We start from the raw sequence: 8,069 nt of genomic DNA on the forward strand, positions 1-8,069 counted from the left end.
TCCAATTAGAAATCCGTTTGGGATTTCAGCAGTCCAAGGCAATCTGCCGAGGTTGGCCCGGGCCTCCTTCTGGCTGCATCGTAAGCGCTGCGTGGCCGACAGAGTCGTAGGAGGGCCTACGAGATGCATCTCGCAGGCGCCGGTCTGTCGAATGGGATGGCGGCGTCGGTCGAACGGGTGATATCGACGTTGACCTGCGCCAACTATGAAACTTCTGGGACGATGCTGGCGATGGCTGAGTCGACACCGACAAAGATGTCGGACTCCGAGGCCATCATTGATCTTGCAGTCAGCAAAATGGCAGCAGCGATCGGGAGGGAATCGTCGACGTCACTTGGTAGCAGGGCAGGCTTAGTTGGCTGTAACCCTGGGAAGCCGGGAATGGGAATGGGATGGCGGATGTATTGGGACACGGCGTTGCCGAGCTGTTCGCTGTAAACCAACAGGCGCAGGAGGCTCCGGCTGTCCGGTTGTTGGCCGCCAACAATCTCGCGGCCTATGTGACGCTGATGGAGAGACACCTCGATCACGTCGCGAAGATCACCGAATCCGAGCTGGTCCCCCGACTCGAGCAGGATATGGATTGCGTTGGCCTGGGAGATCTGACAGCGCTGGCCCTGATCAAACGCTGGTCCCGCGACGGTTTTCTCAACCGTGTGTCAGTGGGCACCGGGCCGGCAGCGCAGAACTACTGCTCCCTGAGCGAGGACGCCCGCGACGTGCTGGCGTTCCTGCGCGGGCTCCGTAGGGCGGCATCGGTGGCCACCGGTGGCTCTATGGACCGCATTTCGAGCGGGTTGAAGAAGGTTGCTTCCCAACTCGACGACGATTCCGAACGGGTGCGCGAAGACATCGAGGCTCAGATCGAAGGACTCTACCGACTGCTCGAAGAACTGGATGAGGGGCGCCGGCCGGAGCCCAACATGCTCAACCTCACTGACGAGGCGCAGTCGATCGCGCTGCAGATGGAACAGATCGTCAACGACGTCGTTCGGTACGGCAGCCGACAGAACGAGATCACCATGGGGTTGATCAGCGGGACCGATGAGTCCGACCGCGAATTCCGCGACCGCTCCGCGCAGATGTTCTCCGACTACAACGACTTGTTCAGCTCGCGGGAACGCGCCTCCTACATGGCGTTCGCCCATACGGTGCAAGACCCCGACAAACGCGCCCGACTCAAGGCCGACATCGACCTGATCACCGATCGTCTACCGGACCTGCACCCAGGCCTGCGCGATGTGATGCGCAGCTTCTTCAAACGCGTCAACGCTCAGATCGGCGAAGTCGCCCGCACCGAACAGCGCTGCGCTCAACGGATTAACCGCTTCTTCAGGTCAGGGACTGCAGAGCAGGCCCGCGGCTTGGCTCGACAGATTAATGAGGCGATCGCCAGGGCCCAGACCCTGCTGGGGGAGTCGATCGTCGACTCACCCACCAAGGTTGACTTCCCGATCGGCGCTCTGGCTGCGACCTCAATCGACCAGCTTGGCTTCAACATCCAAGATCCGACTCCGCCGCAAGCGGCGCGGGAAGCCGCCGCTCCTGCGGATCTGAGCGGCTTCAGCGCCCTAGCCGCGCAGGTCGACATGGTGGCGCTGACCGAACTGGTCAACACCGCGGTGGCCGTCGGACCCGTATCGCTACCAGAAGTGGTCGGCATGGTCGAGACACCGTTTCTTGGCGACGTGATGGTGCTGTGGTCCATGGCGTCCAAGCAAGACAGTGACCAGAAGCGGGTGACTCGGCCCGTGCGCTTTCGCTCCATTGCCGGCGGCGAATGCGTGATGGAGGTCCCCGAACTCTACTTTCGTTCGCCGTTGCCAGATGCGGAGCGACAATGACCCTGAGTGACTTCAACTTTGACAAATTGCCCGAGGTTCAGCAGAGCGCGGCGGCGACCGGAGCGTCCCGGCTCCCACGCTTTGAAGGCGACTCCGGTGAGCTGCCCAGTCAAGCCTGCTGGGCGCTGCAGAATCTGTTGACGCGCCGCTACATCAGTAAGGATGCCCATCCGGACCTGTGGGGGTGGGTGATCGACCACCGCCGGGTGCTGGCTTCGCGTCTATGCGAGCTGGACCTCAAACTCCGCATCCACGAAGACCTCGAAGTGACCTACGCCGAACAGGCGCAACCCGACACCCAGTATCCCCGAGCGCGGAAACTTCTCCGGCGCGAACCCATGGGAACCTACGCCTCCATCCTGGCGCTGCAGCTTGCACGCATCGCGCGCACCAGCCGCGCAGACCAGTTGATCGGCCGCGATGACATCCATGAGTTGTTCATCGGAATCCGCCACAAGAAAGACCGCGACGAAGCCATGCTCCGTGGCCGTGTCGAAGACGCCATCGCCAAGATGGTCAAAGTCAAAGTCCTGCTGCCCAGCGGCGACGATCCGGACAGTTTCTCTATCAGCCCGGCGATCCTGGCGGTCATGAGCGGACAGATGGTCGACGAACTGGACAGGGAATTCGAGCGGCTGCGGCGCGAGAGCGACGGCGGCCCCGTCCACGGCAGCGGTCAGGTTGATCTCAACACCGATGATGTCGACGCCGAGGGTTGGGCCGCCACCGAGAACGGCACATCCGATGACGACTAACGGCAGCGCGGTCCACCAACCCCGCCAGCACTGGCTGTCACGCATGCAGGTCATCAACTGGGGAGTGTTCGACGGTTATCACGACATCGCGCTCACCCGCACGGGGACTCTGTTGACCGGATCATCGGGCGCAGGGAAGTCGTCGCTTCTCGATGCGCTGTCGGTGGCGTTCCTGTCCCAGCGACGTCGGAACTTCAACGCCTCCAACGACAAATCGGGCGGGCACGCCCCACAGTCGAGTCAGCGCAGCGTCGACAAGTACATCCGCGGCATGGTCGGCGACGTCCAGAACCCCGGCGAACGGGTGCGCAAGAAGTTCCTGCGTCCCACCGGTGCGGCGTGGTCGGCGATCGCCGTGACCTACTCTGGCAGCACTGGATCGGTCATCACCGGACTTGTACTCAAATGGCTGCAAGCAGGCCAGGAATCGAATGCCTCCAGCTTGTACGCGATCATCAACGCCGATGTCGACATCAAAGACGCCTGTGACGCCTGGGCGGTCGGCGGCTTCTCGAAATCGGTCCTCGAGAAAGCGGGCTGGCAGTGCCGCCGCAAAGACGAAGGATGGTATCTCGACACTCTCTACGGTGCGATCGGCCTGACCGGAGCCTCGTCAGCACTTGACCTCCTGGGTAAGGCTAAGTCTCTCAAAAGTGTTGGCGGAATGGAGGATTTCGTCCGCGAATACATGCTCGACGAGCCGGAATCCCTCAAAGAACTCAACACCGCGCTGGAACAGATCAACCCCTTGGTGCAGGCCCGCGACGCCCTCAGCGTGGCGCGCCGGAAGCTGGAGCGACTGCGCAACATCGAGGAGATCCACCAGAACTACGTCAGCGAATCCGCGCAACTGGCAACGATCCACGTGCTGGAGCGCCAGACCGTGGTGGCGTGGATGGATCAACGGCGCGTAGCTCAAATACCACCGGAGATCGAGCGTCTGGGCACCGAGATCGACCGCATAGGCGAGGAAACCCAAGAACTCGCTGATCGGCAGAGCATCCTCGACGCCCGGCGGCGAGAAGTATTCAGCCTCATCACGAGTATCAGCAAAGACCTTGCCCCGCTGCAGACCGCGTTGAACAGCGCACGCGTCCACACCCAGGACGTCAGCGCAGCCCGCACCACGTATGACGAAGTGCTTTGGGACCTGGAGTTTCCACCGGCGGAGACAGTTGAGGACTTCGAGTCGTTGAGGGTCGAAAGCCTCGCCGCCATCGGCAACATCACTGATCAACTGACTGCGCTGCAAACCCACATGATTGACGTTCTCGCCCCGGCCAAGAGCGCGGCCGGCGACCAGTTGCGTGCCGCCGCCGAGGAACTCAAACGCGTTGAGGCCAGGGGCTCGACGGTTCCCCGCGACGCTGACCGGATGCGCGGCGAGATCGCCCAGGCGCTCGGCCTCAACCACGGCCAGTTGCTGTATGTGTGTGAACTGATGGACCTCCGGCCCGACCGATCCCGGTGGCGTAAGGCCGTTGAGAGAGTGCTGCGCGGGACGGGGCTGGCGCTGCTGGTTCCCGAGCGGCACCACCGTGCAGCGCTGCGGTACGTCAACGACCACAACATGCGTGGCTTCCTACGGATCGAGAAGGTCACCTCCGACCTTCCGGCCAGCGAGCCACCCCGCAACAGTCTCGCCGGCTGCCTGCAGCTCATCGACCCCGGCCACGAATGTGCCCGGACGGCCGCGCACCTGATCGCTCAACAAGGCGACTACACCCTCGTCGACAGCACAGAGGAGTTCGGCCACTACCGACGAGCGGTCACCGACCAGGGGCTCCGCAAGGAGAGTGAGAAGCGCAGCATCAAAGACGACCGGGGCGACCTGAGTCCGTCGACCTACATCTTCCAGGGCAACATCGCCGAGAAGATCGCGGCACTGCGCGAGGAATTGGAGGAGGCGCAGGAGCGTTTCGAGCGGGCCCAGAAGGCCCTCACGGAGATCGACGCCAAGGTGATCGGGCTGCGCACAAAAGGTGCTCTATGGGAGAAACTGAGCCAGTTCGACCGCTTCAGCAAGGTCGATTTGGTCAGCGCCGAAGCCGAAGAGCAGGCACTGCAGCGCCAACTCGACGCGTTGATGGCCGACAATCCCGACCTGTCCGCACTGGAGGACGAGGCCGAGAAGTACAAAAACGACATCACACTCCTGGGCAACCGACAAGCGCGCCTGGAACTCGAATCGGAGGGCCACGACACCCGGCGCACCAAACTGCTCAACTTGCAGGAAACGCTGCGGCCCGCCGCGGTGGGGGATCACTCCAGGAAAGCCATCGAGGCCTACCTCCCGGAGCTTTCTCAAACACTGGATCTGCTCGACCCCACCCCCTATGTCACCGAGCTGTGGCGCATCATCTCCGGGGATCAACAGCGCCTGGAGGTCAACGTCAACCGCCTTCGGCGAGACCTTGAAACCATCATCCGAAACTTCGACATCGACTTTCCCGAAGCCATCCCCAACGACAGCTCGGACCTGGACGAGAAGGTCCACGACTACGTGGCACTGTGGCGGCGCATCAAAGACCGAGAAGTCGCCGAAGCCGAGGAACAGATGCTGCTGCTCATCACGGAGCAGGCACCCCACGCCATCCTTCGGCTCTACCAGCTCGCCGACGACGAGGCGCAGCGGATCCAGGACCAGATCAACCGGGTCAATGCGGGCTTGGTCTCGGTCGAGTTCGCGCCCGGCACCATCCTGAAGCTGTGCGCGGAGGACAAACACCTGACTGCGGCGATGCAGTTCAACGAGATCGCCCGCCGAATTTCCGAACGGATCCCGGCGGTGTCCAACCGCGACGAGAAAGCGATATTCGACCAGTACCAGGACATTCTGGAGCTGCGCAACAAGTTAGCGTCCGAGCAGAGCGAGGATCGCAGGTGGAAGGCCGACGCACTCGATGTCCGCAACAGATTTATCTTCTATTGCGCCGAGTACGACAAAGACGACCTGCGGACCCCCAAGGCGACCTACACCAACGCCACCGCGAAGTCCGGGGGCGAACAGGAGAAGCTCATGGCGTTCTGCCTGGCCGGCGCGCTGAGCTACAACCTCGCCGACCACGACAGTAGGGACAGCCGGCCGGTGTTCGCGCAGTTAATGATCGACGAGGCGTTCTCTAAATCCGATCCCGACTTCGCGCGTCAGTCGCTGTCTGCATTCAGGCGCTTCGGCTTCCAATTGGTCATCGTCGCGACGGTGACGAACACCACCGTGATCCAGCCCTACATCGACAGCGTTGTCATGGTCAGCAAGAACAGCGACGAGCGGGCATCAGCCCAAACGGTGACCGTGCAGCGGCTCACCGCGCTTCGCAAGGAAGCCGCGGCCGCCACCGCCAGTCAGCCGGCGGGTTGAGATATGCGCTCGGTCGAGGATGCCGTTGCACACGTCAAGCAACTCAGCCAGGACAACTGGGTGAAATGGGCTCTCGGCAGGGGAAATTGGCCACTGAGAATCAATCTCGAGGCCCCGCGTGGCGCGCAGTTCGACAAGAACGTCACAGCCGCGCAGCTATGGGCCGCATCGTGGGAGGCGGCTCGCGCTCAAACCCTTCCAGGGACCATTCACACCGAACCGCGTCGCGCGCGCGGGCTCGGAACACATGAACTGCCCAAATGGTGGACACTGAACGATGCGGACCAAGCTCTCGAACTGTCTCCGCAGATAGCGCGAATGTTCACCATCGCTCGTGAGCGGTTCGCCGCGGTGGTCGAGATGTCCGAGGTGGTGTGGGGCAGCGTCGAGGCGATTCCGCTCCCGATCGCCAGGACCATCGCCAAACTCGGCGAAGCCGAGTGGCACAACGCCACCGCCACCGTCGCACACATCGCTGATGGCCCCGGTGACGCGCTGATCCTCCGCCAGCTCGCAGTCCCCGGCGTGCACACCAAATGGATCGAGGCCAATGCGGCACTGCTGGGCGCAATGCTGGGCGCGTCGGGACCCGGTGACCCGCAAGCACGACTGGAGGCCCACATCGGCTTGCTGGCCGAGCAGTCACCCATCCACGTGTACCTGGCCTGCACCCAGTTACGTGCCGCCGCGGCCGGGATGGACCGGTTTGCGGCCTCGCTGTCGACGCTGAACGCGAGTTCCCTTGCTCCCGAGTCGATTCTGATCGTCGAGAACCGCAAACTCGGTCACACCCTGGACATCGTCGCACCCGGCCTGGCCGTGCTCTATGGGCTGGGATCCGGCGTCACCTCACTGGCGGATCTGCGGTGGACCGCCACCGCGAAGACGCTCATGTACTGGGGAGACATCGACCGTGCCGGCCTGGCCATTCTCGCCTCGCTGCGCCGCGGCGGAATGAACGTGAATTCTGTCCTGATGGATGAACAAACCTGGGACCGCTACCCGAACCAGCAGCACGACAGCGCGCGCGACCAAGGCCTCAGCGACGCCGACGTGCCAGTGGGCCTGCATGATTCCGAGCGGAGGATCTACGAGCGACTCAATGAGGAGCACCGCTGCCGCGGCAAGGACCGTCAATTGGAACAGGAACACATCCCCATCGCGGATGTAATCACGGCCCTCAGGGTGTTTGTTGTTTGCAGACCTCAACGCACGTGATTCTATTCGGAAGTGACCCTAACGCTTGTGCAAGCATTGAGCGTCCAATCGGGCGAGATCTTGCCAAGATCCAGGGGGCACTGTGACGGTTAGTGATGACACGACGGGCAACGCCGACGCCTTTGGATTTGGACTTCACGGCATCCGAATCGGAGGGGGTGAGATGCTGCCACTCCCGGGGCCGGGGAGTGTCACGGCGGTGGTCGGTGCGAACAACGTCGGCAAAACGACGCTCCTCAACAACATCGTCCAGATTTTGCGGTCTCAATCGCTAGCGAGGTCGGACGCGCCATGCGTTGTCACCGAGATGCTGAGCCCTTGGGGAGGCACCCTGGAGGACATGATGGCTTGGCTCAGGGCCAACGCGCGATTTGAGGAGCGCGACGGGCGCACCCAGATCAATCGCAAGCAGCAGGCTTACCAAGGGAATATCGTGGCCGCATGGCGTCGGGACAGTCCGACCCCGATGAGCCTCACGCCGTGGTTCGTGTCTCACCAACGGCCCGCCGAGCGCATCGAAGTTTGTCAAGGGACGGGCCAGTTGGCCACGATTGGGGATGCGCCGACACATCCGATGCACGTCATACGCACCGATGAGAAAGCCCGCCGTCAAGTGCATGAAGTGGCCGAAAAGATCTTCGGCATCAACCTGTACCTCGATGTACTTGCTTCAAATCTTTACTACCGCATCGGAGACCCCGGTCTTCCAACCCCTAGTGTCAATGAAGTAACTGCCGACTACGCCCACGCGGTTGCCGAGTTGCCGATGTTGAATGATCAAGGCGACGGTATCCGCTCGACTCTTGGCCTACTCATTCCCCTGATCACAGACAGCATGAATCGCCCCGGTGAGTCCGGAGGCTTCATCTCTTGTGAAGGATGGAGTCATGG

4 protein-coding genes and 1 pseudogene are annotated in these 8,069 nt (G+C 62.3%); all 5 read left to right on the plus strand.

Annotated elements, in window-relative coordinates:
- Window positions 1-392 precede the first annotated feature (392 nt).
- Complete coding sequence (locus ACWDTP_RS21860; protein WP_450023581.1) at window positions 393-1,844, plus strand: DUF3375 family protein; 1,452 nt, start codon at window positions 393-395, stop codon at window positions 1,842-1,844.
- A complete protein-coding gene (locus ACWDTP_RS21865; RefSeq protein WP_450023583.1) occupies window positions 1,841-2,599 on the plus strand; it encodes a DUF4194 domain-containing protein in 759 nt (252 codons plus the stop codon). Before ACWDTP_RS21860 ends, ACWDTP_RS21865 begins: the two co-directional genes overlap by 4 nt.
- On the plus strand, window positions 2,589-5,960 hold the full coding sequence (locus ACWDTP_RS21870) for an ATP-binding protein (protein WP_450023585.1): 3,372 nt from the start codon (window positions 2,589-2,591) through the stop codon (window positions 5,958-5,960). Before ACWDTP_RS21865 ends, ACWDTP_RS21870 begins: the two co-directional genes overlap by 11 nt.
- A 3-nt stretch (window positions 5,961-5,963) precedes the next feature.
- Window positions 5,964-7,178, plus strand: a complete 1,215-nt coding sequence (locus tag ACWDTP_RS21875; RefSeq protein WP_450023587.1) for a Wadjet anti-phage system protein JetD domain-containing protein — start codon at window positions 5,964-5,966, stop codon at window positions 7,176-7,178.
- Window positions 7,179-7,377: 199 nt separating this feature from the next.
- A pseudogene (locus ACWDTP_RS21880) lies at window positions 7,378-8,069 on the plus strand (AAA family ATPase); the annotation flags it as partial.

Source organism: Mycobacterium sp. NPDC003449 (assembly GCF_053588415.1).